The following is a 17645-nucleotide window of genomic DNA, read 5'->3' as shown; positions in this document are numbered from 1 at the left end:
AAAATGACAGTTGTACAGTTACTTCCTGAACTTAATGAAGGTGGAGTTGAACGAGGTGTTGTTGAACTTAGCCGAGAATTTACAAAAAAAGGATTAAATTCTTTTGTAATTAGTGCAGGTGGTAAATTTGAGAATACTATAGAAAAAGATGGTGGAAAACATATTAAACTTGATGTATGTAGTAAAAATATTCTTACAGTTTTTTCTAGAGTAAATAAACTAAAAAAAATATTAAAAGATATTAATCCTGATATTATTCATGTTAGAAGTAGAGTTCCTGCTTGGTTAGTTTATTTAGCCAATAAATCATTGGGATTTAAAGTAGTTAGTACCGTACATGGATTTAATAGTGTTGGATTTTACAGCTCAATTATGCAAAAATCTGATTCAGTTATTTGCGTAAGTAATAGTATCAAAGAGTATATTCAAAAGAATTATCATACAAATGAATCTAAAATAACAGTTATTACTAGAGGAATAGATTTAGATGTTTTTAATCCTCAATATGTTGATAATAAGTTTATTGATGATTTTGTTTTAGAAAATAAATTAAGAAATAAATTTATAGTAACAAGTGTAGGAAGAGTAACTCAGCTGAAAGATTATGAAACATTTATAAAATCAATATCTTTAATCAAAAAACAAAAAGAAAATGTTATTGGTTTAATAGTTGGTGGAGTTAGAGAAGATAAGCAAGATTATTTTAATTCATTAAAGAGTTTAGTTAAAGAATTAAATCTAAATGATAATATTATCTTTACAGGAAGTCAAAGTAAAATTGCTGAAATATATGCATTAAGTAATGTAATTGTTAGTAGTTCTAAAAAACCAGAAAGTTTTGGAAGATCAGTTGCAGAAGCAATAGCTTTAAACACTCCAGTAATTGCAACTAATCATGGTGGAGTTAAAGATATTATTAAAGAGAATATTAATGGTTTTTTCTTTGAAATTGGTGATGAAAAAGAGTTGTCAGAAAATATATTAGAAGCTGAAGATTTAAAATTCGATGGATATAAATATATTTCTGAGAACTTTTCTTTAGATAATATGTTAAATAAAACATTAGAAGTTTATAGAAAGGTTATTTAATATGAAAATAATTCATTGTGCTCCATTTAATTTATTTACAAAGACAGGAGGTTCTTTATATTCTAATCCTGTTAAAATTTCAATGGGTTTTATTGAAAATGGACATTTTGTGCATAATTTTGATTATAGAGATTCTTCAAGATATTATTCTTTATTTAAAAATAAAAAGAATGGTCAAAAAAAAATGAATCAATTATTTAAAAAGTTAATAGATGAAATTAAACCTGATTTAGTAATTTTTGGTCATGCTGAGCTTATAGAAGAGGATTTATTTTACGACTTAAAAAAACGTAATATTAAAATGATTTTTTGGTATAACGATATGATTATTGATACTTTATTTAAGAAAGTTGGACATTTATTTGATAAAGTTTTTATCACTGGTGCTGGCAAGATAATAGATGATTTAAAGCAGATTAATAGTGAGTCTTTTTTCCTCCCTAACCCAGTTCATAAAAGTATTGAAGCTAATATTGCTTATGAACATAAACAAAAATTTGATTTACTTTTTTCTGGTAGAAAAGATAATGAGAGAAAAAAGTTAATCTCTTTTATGGAAATGAACTTTTCTGAATTAAATGTTAAATATATTGGACAAAATCCAGAAAATACAATTATTGGTAATGAATATTTTGATCTGATATGTGATTCTAAAATAGTATTAAATCATAGTAGAGATATATATAAAATAAACAAATGGTATACTTCAGATAGATTAATGCATATATTAGGGAATGGTTCTTTTTGTTTAAGTAGAACTATTATTGATGGTGAAGATTTTTTTGAAGATAAACTTGATTACTATAAAGATGAGAATGAACTTAAAGAAAAAGTTTTTTACTATTTAGAGAATGAAGAAGAAAGAATTTCAAAATCAAAGTGGTTACATAAAAGAGTACACGACCTATTTAATACTAAAAATGTTTCATCATATATTATTGATATTTTAAATGAAGATGATAATAAACTTTCTAAATATGAGTGGTACAGATGATAAAATATTTATTTAGACATAATAAAGATTATTCAAGATTTAATATTATAAAAAAAATTTGTGGAAATATAGAGACTAAGAATGATGTTTATTTTTTAATGCCTTTTTCAAAAAATCAATTTTTTAAAAACTTTTTCAAAAGAGAAAGAATCATAAATGACTTTTTTATATCAAATTATGATACCTATGTTTATGATAGAAAAAAAATTTCTAAAAAAAATCCTAGAGCGTGGTGGAAATATTTTCAAGATTGGTTTAATTTTAGGTTTTCCAAATATTTATTGAGTGATACAATGGCACATTTTAAATACTGGGAAAAACTGTTTGGAAAATTTCATGGTAAACATTTAGTATTTCCTGTCTTAGCTGATAGAGGTATCTATTTCCCTTCAAAAAATGAAATTACTAGTAAAAAAATCAAAATACTATTTTATGGCTCTTTTATCCCACTTCATGGTATTGATGTTATACTAAATGCATTTTCAATTATGGAAAAAGAAAATATTGATTTTGAAGCAAGAATTGTAGGAAAAGGTCAAATTTTTAATCAAATGCATACTTTATATGAGGAATTAAACTTATCAAATGTAACTATGAATGGTGAGTTTATGGCAGAGGATGAATTAGCAAATTTAATAAGAGAATATGATATTGTTCTAGGTATATTTGGTGATAGTCAAAAGGCAAAAAGTGTTATTCCTAATAAAGTTTATCAGTCAACAGCTTGTAAAAAATGTACAGTAACTATGAAAAGTGATGTTCTAAGTGAATTCTATACAAATGAAGATATGGTAACTTGTGAAAATACTCCAGAGTCATTAGCCAACTCTTTAAGTGAATTAGTTAATAATAAAGAAAAAATTTATGAAGTCGCTAAAAATGGTTTTAATAGATTTGAAAAGATTTATAACCAAGCTCAAATTGATTTAGAAAATTTTATAGAAAAAGTACAGAAGGAGAGAAGATGAAAGGAATAATACTAGCAGGGGGAAGTGGAACAAGACTATACCCAATCACAAAAGGTATATCAAAACAATTAACTCCAATTTATGATAAACCTATGATTTATTACCCACTATCAGTACTAATGCTTTCAGGTATAAATGAAATACTTATTATCACAACCCCTGATGATCAACAAAGCTTTAAAAACCTTTTAGGTGATGGAAGTGATTATGGACTAAAATTAGAATATGTAATCCAACCAAGCCCAGATGGATTAGCTCAAGCATTTATTTTAGGTGAAGAATTCTTAGATGGTGATGATGCTTGCCTTGTTTTAGGTGATAATATTTTCTATGGCCATGGCTTAACTCAACTTCTTTCAAACTCAATTAAAAATATAAAAGATGAAAATAAAGCAACTGTATTTGGATACTATGTAAATGACCCACATAGATATGGTGTTGCTGGATTTGATGAAAATGGTAATGTAACTTCTATAGAAGAAAAACCAGAAAACCCAAAATCAAATTATGCCGTTGTAGGATTATACTTTTACCCTAATGATGTAGTTAAAAAAGCAAAAGAAGTAAAACCAAGTGAAAGAGGTGAATTAGAAATCACAACTCTAAATGAAATGTACCTACATGAAGAAAGATTAAAAGTAGAACTTATGGGAAGAGGTTATGCTTGGCTTGATACTGGAACTCATGAAAGTATGTTAGAAGCATCTAATTTTATTCAAACAATTGAACATAGACAAGGTCTTAAAATAGCTTGTTTAGAAGAAATAGCTTATGAAATGGGATATATCTCAAAAGAAAAACTTTTAGAATTAGCAGAACCATTAAAGAAAAATCAATATGGACAATACTTAATTAAAAGAGCAAACCAACCAAGAGGAATGGGTAGATAAATATGAATTTTATTAGAACTGAAATTCCTGATGTAGTTATTATTGAACCAACTGTTCACGGTGATAATAGAGGTTACTTTGTAGAAACATTTAGAGCAGATAAACTTGAAGAATTTCTTGGATATAAAATTAACTTCTGCCAAGATAATGAATCAAAATCTTCAAAAGGTGTTTTAAGAGGACTTCACTATCAATTACCACCACATGCTCAAACAAAACTTGTTAGAGTAATTTCTGGAAGAGTTTTAGATGTAGCAGTGGATATTAGAAAAAACTCTCCTACATTTGGTAAACACGTAGCAGTTGAATTAAGTGATGAGAATAAAAGACAACTATTAGTTCCAAGGGGATTTGCTCATGGTTTTGTAGTTTTAGAAGAAGATACCGTATTTGCTTATAAAGTGGATTCTTACTATTCTCCAGAATGTGATAGAGGAATTGCTTTTAATGATGAGAAATTAGGAATTAATTGGCAATTAGAACACGCTGAATTAAAACTATCAAATAAAGATACAAAACAACCAAAACTATTTAATATTACTGATGATAAAGAAATATTTGAGTTTGGAGTAAACTATTATGCTTAATATTTTAGTAACAGGATCAAATGGTCAACTAGGAAGTGAATTAAAAGAACTTAGTTCAAATTATGAGTATAACTTCTTTTTTACTACAAGAGATGATATTGATATTACAGATAAAGAAAATATTAAATCTTTTTGTGAAAAAAACTCTATTAATGTAATTATCAACTGTGCAGCATATACTGCAGTTGATAAGGCTGAAGATGATATTGAGAATGCTGATAAGATAAATCATAAAGCAGTTAAAAAATTAGCAAAGATTTCAAAAGAAAAAAATATTAAATTAATTCATATCTCTACTGATTATGTATTTGATGGAAGAAACTTCAAACCATATTGTGAAGAGTATCAAACAAATCCACAAGGAGTTTACGGTAAAACAAAACTTGATGGTGAAACTGAGATGATAAATATAAATCCATTAAATTCTATTATTGTTAGAACTTCTTGGGTTTATAGTTTCTATGGAAATAACTTTGTAAAAACAATGTTAAGACTAGGAAAAGAAAAAGAGTCTTTAGGTGTAATATTTGATCAGGTTGGATCTCCTACTTATGCCGCACATTTAGCATATACTATTTTAGAGATATTACCTAAAATAGAAAATTCTAAAGTAGAAATTTATAATTATTCAAATGAAGGTGTACTATCTTGGTATGATTTTGCAAAAGAGATTATGAAGATGGCTAAGATTGATTGTAAGATTAATCCAATTGAAACTTATCAATACCCAACTCCAGCTATAAGACCTCATTACTCACTACTAAATAAAGCAAAAATAAAAAAAGAGTTTGATATTGAAGTTCCTTATTGGAAAGATGGATTAGATGATTGTTTAAAAAGATTAGGAGAAAGAAAATAGATGTTCAATAATAATTATAAAACAATACTAGTAACAGGATGTGCTGGATTTATAGGTGCAAACTTTGTGCCATACTTTTTAGAAAAATATGAAAACTACAATGTAGTTAATTTAGACCTTTTAACTTATGCAGGTGATTTAGAAAATCTAAAAGAAGTAGAAAAACACCCTAGACATAAATTTATCAAAGGTGATATTTGTAATAGAGAGTTAATTGAATTTATATTTCAAGAATATGATATCAGAGGTGTAATTCACTTTGCAGCTGAATCTCATGTAGATAACTCTATTAAAAACCCAGGAGTATTTGTACAAACAAATGTAAATGGTACATATACATTAGTTGATGTAGCAAAAAAATACTGGATGAATAAACCATTTGAGTATAAAGATGAATACCAAAACTGTAGATTCCATCATATTTCAACTGATGAAGTATATGGAACACTAAGTGATGATCCAAATGACCTTTTTACTGAAACTACACCTTATGCTCCAAACTCTCCATACTCTGCTTCTAAAGCTTCTAGTGATATGATTATTAGATCTTATGTAGAAACATTTGGAATGAACTGTGTTATTACAAACTGCTCAAATAACTATGGACCAAAACAACATGATGAAAAATTAATTCCAACAATTATTAGAAATGCTCTAAATAATAATCCAATTCCAATATATGGAGATGGAAAGAATATAAGAGATTGGTTATATGTATTAGATCACTGTAAAGGAATTGATTTAGTTTATCATGCTGGATTAAAAGGTGAGACATATAATATTGGTGGGAGAAATGAAAGAACAAATTTGCAGATTGTAAATAGAATTTGTGAAATCTTAGATAAAGAGGTTCCAAAAGAAGATTCTACTTCATATAAGGATTTAATTACATTTGTAGAAGATAGAGCAGGACATGATAGAAGATATGCAATTGATGCAACTAAGTTAGAAACTAAGCTTGGTTGGAAAGCTGATGAGAACTTTGACACTGGTATTGTTAAGACTATTCAGTGGTATTTGAATAAATATGGGTTTTCTAAATGACAAGTTATAAGTTAGTAGATTTTAAAACATTAGGTGATGAAAGAGGTTCACTTATTGCAATTGAAGAAGGTTATAATGCGCCATTTGAAATAAAAAGAGTTTATTATATCTTTGATACTAAAAAAGATGTAGAAAGAGGATTTCATGCTCATATAAATCTTAAACAAATTGCAATAGTGGTAAAAGGTAGTTGTACATTTGTTTTAGATAGTGGTGAAAATAGAGAAGAAATTAAACTTGAAAATCCAAATAAAGGTCTTTTTATAGAAGGTCTTATTTGGAGAGAGATGAAAGATTTTAGTTCAGATTGTGTATTAGTTGTTTTAGCAAGTGAACATTATGATGAAAGTGATTATATAAGAGATTATGATAAGTTTCTAAAAGAGGTTGAAAATGGGAAAAACTAAAAAATTAGTTATTATTGGAAGTGGTGAAACAGGCTTAATTGCTTATGAGTATTTCCAGTTTGATTCAAATTATGAGGTAGTAGCATTTAGTGTAAATTCTCATTATATTAGTGAATCTACTATAAATAGCTTACCAATAGTTCCATTTGAGAATTTAGAAGAAAAATATGATCCAAGTGAATATGAAGTTTATGTAGCTATAAGTTCTGGTAAATTAAATAGAAATAGAACAAAAATTTACAATGAAGCAAAAGAAAAAGGATATAAGTGTGCAAGTTATATTAGTTCAAAAGCTTTTGTATGGAGAAATGTAGAAATAGGAGAAAATTGTTTTATATTTGAGGATAATACACTTCAACCTTTTGTAAAAATTGGAAATAATGTAACTTTATGGAGTGGTAATCATATAGGACATAATACATATGTTAGAGATAACTGTTTTATTTCTTCTCATTGTGTTATATCTGGATTTTGTGAAATTGGAGAGAACTCTTTTTTAGGTGTTAATTGTACTATTGAAAATAATGTAAAAATTGCAAAGGATACCTTTATAGGTGCCGGAGCTTTAATACAAAAAGATACAGTAGAAAAAGGACTATATCAAACAACTCAAACAGAATTATCAAAAGTAAATACTCATAGATTATTTAGAATTAAGGAAGATTAATGAAGTGGCAAAAAAAAGGGTTAGTTTATACTCCACCTAAAGATAATAGTTGGAAACATAATTCGGCATTGACTCCTACAGCATTTTTATTAAATGAAAATACTATACGAGTTTATGCAAGTTTTAGAGATACTAAAGGTGTTGGAAGAATTGGATATGTTGATTTAGATGCTAAAAAACCTTCAAATATTTTAAAGGTTTCTAATAAGCCTGTTTTAGATATTGGTAAAGATGGAATGTTTGATGATAATGGTGTAATATTAGGAGATTTAATTCGAGTTGAGGATAAAATATATATGTATTATGTTGGATTTCAATTAGTTAATAAATCTAAATTTTTAGCTTACACGGGTTTAGCAATCAGTAGTGATAATGGAGAAACATTTAAAAGATATAAAAATACTCCAATTATGGATAGAGAAAATGAAGCTTTATATATTAGAGCAATTCATTCTGTTATTTACGAAGATAACAAGTTTAAATTTTGGTATGCAACAGGTAATGGGTGGGAAAATATAAATGGAGTTGATTTTCCTCAATATGATATAAATTATATAGAATCAAATGATGGAATTAATTTCAAAGAAAGTGGAATTAAATGTATAGAAAATGATAAAAATAATTTAGAATATAGAATAGGCAGACCAAGAACATATAAAAATAATAACTCATATATTATGAATTTTACTTATGGAACAACTGACGGAAGATATATTGCAGGACAAGCTATCTCATCTGATGGTGTAAATTGGAAAAGAGATGATAAAGATTTAGGGATTGAATTATCTAAAGAGGGATGGGATTCTATTCATCTAAGTTATCCATCAATAGTACATACTAAAAATAAAACTTATATGTTTTATAATGGGAATAATATGGGACAAGATGGTTTCGGTTATGCAGAGTTAATTGAGGAATAAATGAGAATAGTTAAATACACACTAGAACATAAAAATATTTGGAATGAATTTATAAGAAATTCTAAAAATAGTCATTTCTTTTTTCAAAGAGATTATATGGAGTATCATAGTGATAGATTTGATGATTTTTCACTTATGGTATTTGATGAAACAGATAAATTAATAGCATTATTGCCAGCAAATATAAAAGAAAATATTATGCATTCCCATCAAGGATTAACCTTTGGTGGTTTTTTAGTTGATGATAAAATGAAAACAGAAACTATGTTAGAGATTTTTGAATCATTAAAACTATTTTTAAAAGAACAAAATATAGAAAAAATTGTTTATAAGTGTATTCCATATATTTACCATATAAAACCATCTGAAGAAGATAGATACGCTTTATTTAGAAATGATGCAAAATTAATACGAAGAGATGTTACTTCAACTATAGATTTAACTGAACAAGTTAGGTATTCAAAAGGTAGAAAGTGGACTATAAACAAAGCAAAAAAAGAATCTATAGAAACTTTTGAATCAAACGATTATGAAGCTTTTTGGAAGCTCCTAACTGGTGTTTTAGAAGTAAATCATGAAGCAAAACCAGTACATTCACTAGAAGAGATAGAAAAATTAGCTAATTTATTTTCTAAAAATATTAAACTTTTTTTAGCTAAAAAAGATGAAAGAATCGTTTCTGGAGCTTTAATTTATGAAAATCAAAATATTGTACACACTCAATATTTAGCTAATAGTGAAGAAGGAAGAGAATTAGGTGCTTTGGATTTATTGATTGATTATTTAATAAAAGATATTTGTAAAAATAAAAAATACTTTGATTTTGGAATATCGAATGAAGATGTAGGTAGATATCTAAATACAGGGCTAATTGCTCAAAAAGAAGGCTTTGGGGCGAGAGCTGTAGTACATGATTTTTATGAATTGGAGATAAAGTAATGATTCCATTCTTGGATTTAAAAAGTTTGAATGCTCAGTACCGTAATGAACTAATTGAAGCATGTACAAAAGTAATTGATAGTGGTTGGTATGTTCAAGGGAATGAATGTAATGAATTTGAAAAAGAGTTTGCTCAATATTGTGGAACAAAATATGCAGTTGGCGTTGCAAATGGACTAGATGCATTAATTTTAATTTTACGAGCATATAAAGAATTAGGATTTATAAACAATGGTGATGAAGTAATAGTTCCTTCAAATACTTATATAGCTTCAATTCTGGCAATTTCTCAAAATGATTTAGTACCAGTTTTAGTAGAACCAGATTTAAATACTTATTTAATTGACTCAAATAAAATTGAGGAAAAAATCACTTCAAAAACAAAAGCTATTATGCCAGTTCATCTTTATGGTCAAACTTGCGATATGGATAAAATAAATGAAATAGCTAAAAAATATAATTTAAAAGTTATAGAAGATTCTGCACAGGCTCATGGTGCGTATTATAAAGATAAGAGAGCTGGTAACTTAGGAGATGCTAGTGGATTTAGTTTTTATCCTGGAAAAAATCTAGGAGCATTAGGTGATGGTGGAGCAGTAACTACTAATGATGAAGAATTATCAGATATTATTAGAGCACTTGGTAATTATGGAAGTCATAAAAAATATGAAAATCTTTATAAAGGTGTAAATAGTAGATTAGATGAAATACAATCAGCAATGCTTAATGTAAAGCTTAGATATTTAGATAATGAAATAGAGAAAAGAAGAGAAATAGCAAATTATTATCTTAATAATATAAAAAATGATAAATTAATTCTTCCAAATGTTAGGAAAGATGATAATCATGTATGGCATTTATTTGTGATAAGAACTGATAAAAGAGATGAATTACAAAAATATTTATTAGATAATAATATTCAAACTTTAATTCATTATCCAATAGCACCACATAAACAAGATGCATATAAAGAATGGTGTAATGATAAATATTTAGTTTCTGAGCAAATACACAAAGAAGTTTTAAGTTTGCCAATAAGTGGAGTTCAAAACTTAGAACAAACTGAAAAATTAGTGGAGGTAATAAATAATTATGAGTGAATTACCATTAGTTAGTATTCTTATTCCTCTTTATAATCATGAAAAATTTATTGAAAATACTTTAGAATCGATAAAAAAAGATAAATATAAACAAAAAGAAGTTTTAATAATTAATGATGGATCAAATGATAATTCACATGAAATTGTTTTAAAATGGATAGAAAAAAATAAAAAAGAAATTAATGTTATATATAAATATAGGGAAAATAAAGGTGTTAGGATAACGTTAAATGAATTGATTTCTTTAAGTAAAGGTAAATACATAATTCAATTTTCAAGTGATGATTATTTGATAAATAATACAATTTCTGAAAGAGTAAAAATATTAGAAAATAATCCTTCTAAATTAATGTTGATTGCAGATGCAATAGTAGTTGATGATGATGATAATAAAATTTTTGATAGTGCAAATTTTCAATTACATAGTGGAAAAAAAGAAAATTACTTTTCAGATAAAACTTTAAAAAAAGAAATTCTTTACAATTGGTCTGTTGTTGGTCCTGTATATATGGTAAATAAAAGAATTTATGATAAAATTGGTTATTATGATCCTGAAATTTATCTTGAAGATTGGGATTATGCAGTAAGAACTATTTCTAAAAATGCAATATTGTTTTTTGATGAAAAAGTTGCAGCTTACAGACTACATGAAAATAACACTATTAAAAATAAAGATGCAGCAATTAAGTTTTCAGAATCATGTATTAAGACCATTGAAAAACATGGAAATAAATTTTCTTTAAAAGACAGACTTAGATTATGGAATAAAGCTAGAAAACTAAAAAGAAAAGTTAAAAGATTAAAAAATGGAAACTAAAAAACAAAATAACCTAGTAACAGTTGGTGTTGCATTATATAATCACGAAAATTACATAGTTAAATGTTTAGAATCAATTGTGAAGCAAACATATAAAAATATTGAATTAATTGTAATTGATGATGGTTCTCAGGATGACTCTTTTCAAGTAGCAAAAGATTATTTAGAATCACAAGATTTTAATAAAAACTATAAAATTTACACAAGACCAAATAAAGGTATGTGCAATACTTTAAATGAGATTGCACAACAAGCAAATGGTAAGTATATATCTTTTGTGGGGTCTGATGATTATTGGTTTTTAAATAAAATTGAAGAACAAGTATTTTTTTTAGAATCTCATCCTCACTATGCATTAGTGCATTCTAATTCTCAAGTAGTCGATAATGATGATAATAAAAAAGATATTTTAGATTATTCAACTAAAAAAAATACAGGTTTCTTATTTGATTCAATATATGAGGGTAAAGGTGGAATTAATACTACATCTCATCTTTATAGAACGGAAGTGTATGGTAAAATAGGTTACTATGACCCAAGTTTAAAGTTTGAAGATACAGATTTCTGGCTTAGATTAACAAAAAAATATGAAGTAGGATATTTAAATAAGATACATACCTTTTATAGATGGCATGAAAATAATTTAAGTGGAAGTAAAAATTTACTTAGTTTTTATTACGAAGAAATTGTAAAAATTTATAATAAAAATATTGATGATGAAAAAAAGAGAAAAAAAGCTATATCAAAAATATACAAAAAAGCTTTTCAACGAGCAATTAGAAGTTTTCAATTAATGTATTTTGTTAAATATTTCTATAAATATCTAAAAGTAAAATTTAGATAAAATTTTAATTTAATTTTCAAAAGGTAAAAAATGAATAAAAGTAAAAATGTAATTTGTATTAAGTGGGGAACAGTTTATAGTGCTGATGATGTAAATAAATTACATAATATGGTAAAGAGAAATAGTTCTTATAATATAGACTTTTATTGTTTTACAGAAGACACAGAAGGCTTAAATGAAGACATAATCGTAAAGCCTTTACCTATATTAGATACTATTGAAGGATATAGACGTAAGTATGCCTATGAAAAAGAAGCAGGTTTATGTGATGATAACTTAGGAAACTTAAATGGAGAAAGGGTATTTTTCTTTGATTTAGACGTTGTAATTGTTTCTAGTTTAGATGATTTATTCTCTTATCCAAAAGAAGATAAGTTTTATATTATAAATGATTGGAATACAAAAGGTGAAACTGTTGGTCAAGCAACATGTTATTCATGGGAAGTTGGAACTTTAGGTTATATAAAAGAATATTATGAAAAAAATCCTAAAGAAGTAGTAGATAAATTTTATAATGCTTCACAAGAGTATTTATCAAGTAAGGTAATAGAAAAATATGGTAAATTGAATTTTTGGCCAGAGGATTGGTTCTGTTCATTTAGATTCCATTGTATGGCTAAATTCGGACCATTAAGGCACTTTATTACACCTAGTATACCTAAAAATATGCCAAACCTAAAAGTTATAAATTTTCATGGATACCCTAAGCCAGAAGATGCAATAAAAGGTTTTTGGTATATTAAAGAAGGTCAAAATTGGAAAAAATTATATAAAGTGTGTAAACCAACTCCTTGGATAAAAGATTACTGGTATTAATATGAAAAGTAATGATAAATTATCAAATAAATTAGGTGTTTCTTTAGGTGTTGGAATTTTAAGTTGGAAATCGCATAAAACATTAGAAAAAAGTTTACAAAGTTATGAAAAAATTGGCTTTAAAGATTTATTTGATGATGTTAAAATCATATTTCAAGAGATATCAGAGGATGATAAAAAATTAGCAGAGAAATATGGATATGATTATGTAGGAACAGAAAAAAACTTGGGAATTCAAGAAGGACATAGATTAATTCATGAGAATTTAAATACAGATTATATATTAGTTCTTGAAAATGATAATCCAATTATTGAAAGCAGAAGAATCACTGAAATGACTTTAGAAAATTCAATTAAGTTACTAGAAGAAAATAAAATTGATGTAATGAGATTAAGACATCGATGGCAATTTGGAGAAGGGTTTAGTTTAGAAAAATATTTAACTTGTTTTAATATTACTAAATTACATGAAAAATATATAAAAAGTGATTTAGATTTAAAAGGTGTATCTTCTTTAGTTAGGTTCTTTAATAATTTATTTAGACCATCAAAAGCTTTAAGAATTGCAGGTTATGGTTTATACTTTGAAAAAGAACCTCAAAAGGTTTTTCCAAAATATGTAGAAAAAATTGGAGAAGAAATATATTCGGTAAGTTCAGAAATTATGAATTGGACAAATCAAAGTGTACTTCTAAAAAAAACTTTTTATGGTGAACTATTAAATTATGCATATGCTAATCCAACAAAACGAACAGCAAATGGATTTCAAGATTTAGAAAAACCTTTAAACTCAAAGTGGTGGAGAAATCAAAACTTTAAAGTGGGTATTTGTGATGGTTTATTCACACATAATAGATTTGATGATAGTTGGAGAAAAACTCACCATGCTTATAATAGTCAAATAAAGAATTAAAGGTATCTAATTTGTCTTTCACTATCTCATTCAAAACAAAAACAAATTTAATTAGTAGTTTATTAAATCAAGAAAATATAAAAGAATTAGAAAAAAAATCACTTTTTTCTAAACTTTTTACTTCAAATAAAAATTTTGCAGATATATATTTTCACAGTGGAAATATTGATAAAGATTCAATTGAAAATATTAAAAATGCAAAAGCAACTATAGTAAATTCTCAAAACTTAAAACACAAAGTAATACTTCAAACAAATATTGATGCGTCAAAAGTTCATGTAGTTTATCCAAGTATTGATTTGTTATATGACAAACCTAAAACTATTAAAAAGAATCTTTGTGAAGAATTAAATATTGATTCTAAAAAAAGACTTATATTATTTACTTCAAAAAACTTTGAAAAAGCAGGTATAAAAGAGTTTATCCAAATAGTTGCAAGTTTAGGAAATGATAATTTTCATGTGTTAATTGCTGGAGATAAAAGGGAAATTACTACATTAAAATTTAAAATGTCAAAGATAAATCTTTTTGAACATATAACTTTACTAGAAGATTATGCAGATATTGATAAACTTTTTTTAGCAAGTGACATTTTTATATTACCATCTCATATACCAAATTTTGCAACAAATGTACTAAAAGCAATGTTTTGTAAATGTGCTGTATTTGTAACATCACTTAATGATTCTAATGAATTAGTAGATATTTTTGCAACTATGGATGAACCAGATGATAGGTCAATGGCTTTTAAAGTTGATGCTTTATTATCAAATAAAGATGATTTAAAATTAATAAAAAAAGAGAATAGAAAAAAAGCATTAGAATACAGTTTAGAGAACAATTTAAAAAGATTAAATGAGATAATCGCTAATATTTAAATTTAACTTAAGATTAAAAAGATACAATACGCGAATATTTTTCACTATTAAGGAAAGACAATGTCAAGAAGATGTGCAATATCAGGAAAAGGACCTATGGTTGGTAACAACGTAAGTCACGCAAAAAACAGAACAAAAAAGAGATTTTTACCAAACTTAAGAACAGTTAAAGTTACTTTAGAAGATGGAACAACTCAAAGAATTAAAATTTCTGCTAAAGAGTTAAGAACTCTTAAAAAAGACTCATAATAGAAAGCGCTAGAAGAGTGCTTTCGTGAGCTTCTTCACAAAACTTAAAAAAGCTCTTGGCTGGGAAATTAGAACAGTCAAACCAGAATACGATTTAAATACTGAAATATATTCTCAATTAAAACCCTTTAGATTACCCTTAATTTTAATACAAGCAATAATGTTAATTGGAACATTAGGTTATGTATATATTGAAGATTATTCAATTATGCATGCAATTTTTCAATCAGCTTATACATTTACAACTACTGGATTTGGTGCTTTAAATGAAGCCAATTTTAGTAACCAAGGTATTGTATTTACTGTAACACTGATGCTTATGGGATTTGCTGTACTTACATTTTCTGTGGGTATTGTAATTGATGTTATTGCTAATGGTTCTTTATTGGAATTACTTAAGGAAAGAAGAATGTTATATAGAATTGCTAGATTAAGAAGACATTTTGTTATTTGTTATCATAATGAATATACAGCTCAATTAGCTAAACAATTTAGGGCTAATCATATTCCATTTGTGGTTGTTGACCCAAGTGAAGATATAGAAGAAATAGCAAAAGAGAACAATTATCCTTATTTTGTCAAAGAAGAACCATATAAAGAGGTAGCTTTCTTAAAATCACATTTAAGTTCAGCAAGGGGTGCAATAACACTATCAAAAGACATTTCAGATAATATTACATTAATTGCATCAGTTAGACTTTATGAAAAAGAGCTTGGAAGAAACCCATTTTTAATCATTTCAAATGCAGAAACGCAAAATGAAAAAATTAGACTTATGAAACTTGGTGCTGATAAAGTAGTTGCAACACCATCTCTTATGGCAAAAAGAGTTAGTGCAATGGCGATTAGACCAGATATGGAAAATGTTCTAGATGAGTTTTTGTATAAAAAAGATACACCAATTGATATGGAAGAGATTTATGTAAATGAAGAGTCTTGGGTTGTAAATAGAGAAATAAAAGATTTACACTTAAGGGATAGATTAAAAGTATCAATTATTGGAATAACTGAACATAAAGGAAAATTTGTTCAAATGCCAAAAGGTACAACTCAAATAAATGCTAATTGTAAATTACTTTTAGTTGGTTCTCAAAAGGGTATTTCAAGAGCAAAAAGAATGATAAATTTAACTAAACAACCAGAGGAATTATAATATGTTTACTATTTTACCTATTAAAGGTTTTATTGACCAAATTGATGGATTTTATTGTGATGGAATTCATGCAGGTTTAAAACCAAATGGAAATAATGATTTAGGGTTTATTTACACAAAAGAAGCCTGTAATGTTCAAGCTATCTTCACAGAAAACAGATTTCAAGCAGCACCTTTAAAACATTTTCAAAACTATGAAAAAAATTTTCAAACAAATTTTGTACTTATTAATTCAAAAAATGCAAATGCATTAACAGGTAAAAAAGGTATTCAAGATATTGATACTCTTTTTTCATCTTTAGACTTTGATTTAATAAACCCTATTATGAGTAGTACTGGAGTTATTGGAAATCCACTACCATTGGAAAAATTAATAAATGGTGCAAAAAGCTTTGATTTAAATGCAAAAAATGGAGAAGAACTGTCAAAAGCTATTATGACAACTGATGCGTATCCTAAAACATGTATGTATGAAGTAAAGCTTGAAGACGGAAGCTCTTTTAAAATAGGTGCTGTTGCTAAAGGTGCAGGGATGATTAATCCAAACTTAGCAACGATGCTTTGTTTTATTTGTACTGATGCAAAAGTTTCTTCTCAAGATATGAAAGAGGCTTTAGAAGTTAATAGTGATTCAACATTTAACGCTATTTCAGTTGATGGTGATACTTCAACAAATGACACAGTTATGTTACTTGCAAATGGAAAATCAAATGCGTATGATAAAGATGCATTCTTTGAAGCATTAAGATTAGTTATGCATGATATGGCAATGTTAATGGTAGCTGATGGTGAGGGTGCAAAAAAAGTAGCTGCGTTTGAAGTTATTAATGCTTTAAGTGATGAAGATGCTCAAATTGCTGCAAAAGCTTTATCAAACTCACTACTAGTTAAAACTGCACTGTTTGGTGAAGATCCAAACTTTGGAAGAATCGCTTCAACAATAGGTGCTAGTAAAATTGCAAGTGATGAAGAAAAACTTGTTATTTCATATAATGATGTTATTGTTTATAACAAGGGTGAATTATGTTTTACTCCTGAAGTTGAGGAAAAAGCTGGAAAAGTTTTACAAAATGATAAATATAAAATTACTTGTGATATTGGTTTAGGAGAAGGAAAATTTACAGCTTATGGTTGTGATTTAGGTTACAAATATGTAGAAATTAATGCAGATTATAGAACGTAAATTTAAAAATTATTAAGTACTAAATTTGTATAATAATTTTACAATATAAATAAAAGGATACGACTATGTTTCATGAATATAGAGATTTAATTTCAGAATTAAAACAAAAAGACGCGCATTTTCACAAATTATTTGATAAGCATAATGCATTAGATGATCAAATTGTTGAGTTAGAGAAAAAACATGCTGATCAGTTTGAAATAGAGTCATTAAAAAAAGAGAAACTTAAATTAAAAGATGAAGTTTATGATGCAATTATAAAGTACAAAAATAGTAAATAATTTTTATACTTTCTCAATAGTTTAAAAAGGGGCTAAAAGTTCAACTT

21 protein-coding genes are annotated in these 17645 nt (G+C 26.6%); all 21 read left to right on the top strand.

The genetic code is table 11. From position 1 onward, the window contains the following. Positions 1-3 precede the first annotated feature (3 nt). Complete coding sequence (locus APAC_RS08820; RefSeq protein ID WP_130233757.1) at positions 4-1089, top strand: glycosyltransferase family 4 protein; 1086 nt, start codon at positions 4-6, stop codon at positions 1087-1089. Position 1090: 1 nt separating this feature from the next. Continuing rightward, positions 1091-2083: a glycosyltransferase family protein gene (locus tag APAC_RS08815; RefSeq protein ID WP_130233756.1), complete on the top strand. Its 993-nt coding sequence runs from the start codon at positions 1091-1093 to the stop codon at positions 2081-2083. Then, positions 2080-3051 carry a glycosyltransferase gene (locus tag APAC_RS08810; protein WP_130233755.1) on the top strand — a complete coding sequence of 324 codons (972 nt, stop codon included), beginning with the start codon at positions 2080-2082 and terminating at the stop codon, positions 3049-3051. The genes APAC_RS08815 and APAC_RS08810 overlap by 4 nt, the downstream gene beginning before the upstream one ends. Further along, on the top strand, positions 3048-3941 hold the full coding sequence (gene rfbA, locus APAC_RS08805; protein ID WP_130233754.1) for a glucose-1-phosphate thymidylyltransferase RfbA: 894 nt from the start codon (positions 3048-3050) through the stop codon (positions 3939-3941). The genes APAC_RS08810 and rfbA overlap by 4 nt, the downstream gene beginning before the upstream one ends. A 2-nt stretch (positions 3942-3943) precedes the next feature. Next, entirely contained in the window at positions 3944-4528 is a 585-nt protein-coding gene (gene rfbC, locus APAC_RS08800) for a dTDP-4-dehydrorhamnose 3,5-epimerase (protein ID WP_130233753.1), read from the top strand. Beyond that, complete coding sequence (rfbD, locus tag APAC_RS08795; protein WP_130233752.1) at positions 4521-5387, top strand: dTDP-4-dehydrorhamnose reductase; 867 nt, start codon at positions 4521-4523, stop codon at positions 5385-5387. The genes rfbC and rfbD overlap by 8 nt, the downstream gene beginning before the upstream one ends. Further along, entirely contained in the window at positions 5388-6431 is a 1044-nt protein-coding gene (rfbB, locus tag APAC_RS08790) for a dTDP-glucose 4,6-dehydratase (RefSeq protein ID WP_130233751.1), read from the top strand. Continuing rightward, positions 6428-6838, top strand: coding sequence for a sugar 3,4-ketoisomerase (locus APAC_RS08785; protein WP_130233750.1), 411 nt, complete (start codon positions 6428-6430; stop codon positions 6836-6838). The genes rfbB and APAC_RS08785 overlap by 4 nt, the downstream gene beginning before the upstream one ends. Continuing rightward, positions 6825-7505 (top strand): acetyltransferase, encoded by a 681-nt coding sequence (locus APAC_RS08780; protein ID WP_130233749.1) that lies wholly within the window; start codon positions 6825-6827, stop codon positions 7503-7505. Before APAC_RS08785 ends, APAC_RS08780 begins: the two co-directional genes overlap by 14 nt. Next, positions 7505-8425 carry a glycoside hydrolase family protein gene (locus APAC_RS08775; protein WP_130233748.1) on the top strand — a complete coding sequence of 307 codons (921 nt, stop codon included), beginning with the start codon at positions 7505-7507 and terminating at the stop codon, positions 8423-8425. Before APAC_RS08780 ends, APAC_RS08775 begins: the two co-directional genes overlap by 1 nt. Next, positions 8426-9364, top strand: coding sequence for a GNAT family N-acetyltransferase (locus APAC_RS08770; protein WP_130233747.1), 939 nt, complete (start codon positions 8426-8428; stop codon positions 9362-9364). After that, on the top strand, positions 9364-10464 hold the full coding sequence (locus APAC_RS08765) for a DegT/DnrJ/EryC1/StrS family aminotransferase (RefSeq protein ID WP_130233746.1): 1101 nt from the start codon (positions 9364-9366) through the stop codon (positions 10462-10464). Before APAC_RS08770 ends, APAC_RS08765 begins: the two co-directional genes overlap by 1 nt. After that, positions 10457-11281, top strand: a complete 825-nt coding sequence (locus APAC_RS08760) for a glycosyltransferase family 2 protein (RefSeq protein ID WP_130233745.1) — start codon at positions 10457-10459, stop codon at positions 11279-11281. Before APAC_RS08765 ends, APAC_RS08760 begins: the two co-directional genes overlap by 8 nt. Continuing rightward, positions 11271-12125 (top strand): glycosyltransferase family 2 protein, encoded by an 855-nt coding sequence (locus APAC_RS08755; protein ID WP_130233744.1) that lies wholly within the window; start codon positions 11271-11273, stop codon positions 12123-12125. The genes APAC_RS08760 and APAC_RS08755 overlap by 11 nt, the downstream gene beginning before the upstream one ends. A 30-nt stretch (positions 12126-12155) precedes the next feature. Further along, the gene (locus APAC_RS08750) at positions 12156-12941 is read left to right on the top strand and encodes a glycosyltransferase (RefSeq protein WP_130233743.1); all 786 of its coding nucleotides are present in this window, start codon (positions 12156-12158) and stop codon (positions 12939-12941) included. 1 nt (position 12942) lies between these two features. Continuing rightward, positions 12943-13854 carry a hypothetical protein gene (locus tag APAC_RS08745; protein ID WP_130233742.1) on the top strand — a complete coding sequence of 304 codons (912 nt, stop codon included), beginning with the start codon at positions 12943-12945 and terminating at the stop codon, positions 13852-13854. A gap of 11 nt (positions 13855-13865) precedes the next feature. After that, positions 13866-14732, top strand: coding sequence for a glycosyltransferase family 4 protein (locus tag APAC_RS08740; RefSeq protein ID WP_130233741.1), 867 nt, complete (start codon positions 13866-13868; stop codon positions 14730-14732). Between the two features lie 60 nt (positions 14733-14792). Continuing rightward, complete coding sequence (rpmB, locus tag APAC_RS08735; protein ID WP_130233740.1) at positions 14793-14981, top strand: 50S ribosomal protein L28; 189 nt, start codon at positions 14793-14795, stop codon at positions 14979-14981. A 25-nt stretch (positions 14982-15006) separates the two neighbouring features. Then, entirely contained in the window at positions 15007-16134 is a 1128-nt protein-coding gene (locus APAC_RS08730) for a potassium channel family protein (protein WP_130233739.1), read from the top strand. Between the two features lies 1 nt (position 16135). Next, on the top strand, positions 16136-17317 hold the full coding sequence (gene argJ / locus APAC_RS08725) for a bifunctional glutamate N-acetyltransferase/amino-acid acetyltransferase ArgJ (protein WP_130233738.1): 1182 nt from the start codon (positions 16136-16138) through the stop codon (positions 17315-17317). Between the two features lie 65 nt (positions 17318-17382). Beyond that, positions 17383-17598, top strand: a complete 216-nt coding sequence (locus APAC_RS08720; RefSeq protein WP_130233737.1) for an HP1242/YdcH family protein — start codon at positions 17383-17385, stop codon at positions 17596-17598. Positions 17599-17645 lie beyond the last annotated feature (47 nt).

Source organism: Malaciobacter pacificus (assembly GCF_004214795.1).
Taxonomy (GTDB): Bacteria; Campylobacterota; Campylobacteria; order Campylobacterales; family Arcobacteraceae; genus Malaciobacter_A; species Malaciobacter_A pacificus.
Note: the sequence above shows the minus strand (reverse complement) of the source record. Positions and strands in the feature narration are given on the sequence as shown.

Excerpts from the sequence above, each read along its gene's own strand:
- APAC_RS08820 (WP_130233757.1), top strand. The coding sequence starts at position 4 with ATGACAGTTGTACAGTTACTTCCTGAACTTAATGAAGGTGGAGTTGAA.
- APAC_RS08815 (WP_130233756.1), top strand. The coding sequence starts at position 1,091 with ATGAAAATAATTCATTGTGCTCCATTTAATTTATTTACAAAGACAGGA.
- APAC_RS08810 (WP_130233755.1), top strand. The coding sequence starts at position 2,080 with ATGATAAAATATTTATTTAGACATAATAAAGATTATTCAAGATTTAAT.
- rfbA (WP_130233754.1), top strand. The coding sequence starts at position 3,048 with ATGAAAGGAATAATACTAGCAGGGGGAAGTGGAACAAGACTATACCCA.
- rfbC (WP_130233753.1), top strand. The coding sequence starts at position 3,944 with ATGAATTTTATTAGAACTGAAATTCCTGATGTAGTTATTATTGAACCA.
- rfbD (WP_130233752.1), top strand. The coding sequence starts at position 4,521 with ATGCTTAATATTTTAGTAACAGGATCAAATGGTCAACTAGGAAGTGAA.
- rfbB (WP_130233751.1), top strand. The coding sequence starts at position 5,388 with ATGTTCAATAATAATTATAAAACAATACTAGTAACAGGATGTGCTGGA.
- APAC_RS08785 (WP_130233750.1), top strand. The coding sequence starts at position 6,428 with ATGACAAGTTATAAGTTAGTAGATTTTAAAACATTAGGTGATGAAAGA.
- APAC_RS08780 (WP_130233749.1), top strand. The coding sequence starts at position 6,825 with ATGGGAAAAACTAAAAAATTAGTTATTATTGGAAGTGGTGAAACAGGC.
- APAC_RS08775 (WP_130233748.1), top strand. The coding sequence starts at position 7,505 with ATGAAGTGGCAAAAAAAAGGGTTAGTTTATACTCCACCTAAAGATAAT.
- APAC_RS08770 (WP_130233747.1), top strand. The coding sequence starts at position 8,426 with ATGAGAATAGTTAAATACACACTAGAACATAAAAATATTTGGAATGAA.
- APAC_RS08765 (WP_130233746.1), top strand. The coding sequence starts at position 9,364 with ATGATTCCATTCTTGGATTTAAAAAGTTTGAATGCTCAGTACCGTAAT.
- APAC_RS08760 (WP_130233745.1), top strand. The coding sequence starts at position 10,457 with ATGAGTGAATTACCATTAGTTAGTATTCTTATTCCTCTTTATAATCAT.
- APAC_RS08755 (WP_130233744.1), top strand. The coding sequence starts at position 11,271 with ATGGAAACTAAAAAACAAAATAACCTAGTAACAGTTGGTGTTGCATTA.
- APAC_RS08750 (WP_130233743.1), top strand. The coding sequence starts at position 12,156 with ATGAATAAAAGTAAAAATGTAATTTGTATTAAGTGGGGAACAGTTTAT.
- APAC_RS08745 (WP_130233742.1), top strand. The coding sequence starts at position 12,943 with ATGAAAAGTAATGATAAATTATCAAATAAATTAGGTGTTTCTTTAGGT.
- rpmB (WP_130233740.1), top strand. The coding sequence starts at position 14,793 with ATGTCAAGAAGATGTGCAATATCAGGAAAAGGACCTATGGTTGGTAAC.
- argJ (WP_130233738.1), top strand. The coding sequence starts at position 16,136 with ATGTTTACTATTTTACCTATTAAAGGTTTTATTGACCAAATTGATGGA.
- APAC_RS08720 (WP_130233737.1), top strand. The coding sequence starts at position 17,383 with ATGTTTCATGAATATAGAGATTTAATTTCAGAATTAAAACAAAAAGAC.